The sequence below is a fragment of the Gilvimarinus sp. 1_MG-2023 genome (genome assembly GCF_030548285.1).
Window position 1 is genome coordinate 1 of sequence record NZ_JAUOSC010001615.1, and the last position, 240, is coordinate 240.

Below are 240 nucleotides of genomic sequence, written 5' to 3' on the forward strand. Positions count from 1 at the left end.
GTGGAAGGGGACTCGGCCGGCGGCTCCGCCAAGCAAGGCCGGGATCGTCGTACTCAGGCAATTTTGCCGTTGAAAGGTAAAATCCTCAACGTTGAAAAAGCCCGCTTTGACAAAATGCTGTCGTCAGCAGAAGTCGGCACCCTGATTACTGCATTGGGCTGTGGCATTGGCCGGGAAGAATTTAACCCCGACAAATTGCGTTATCACAGCATTATTATCATGACCGATGCGGACGTGGAT

Annotated in this window: 1 protein-coding gene; it reads left to right on the forward strand. The window is 52.5% G+C overall.

Annotated features, from left to right (window positions below):
- The coding region (locus Q4563_RS22255; protein WP_303606091.1) for a toprim domain-containing protein at positions 1–240 on the forward strand (240 nt) is incomplete at both ends.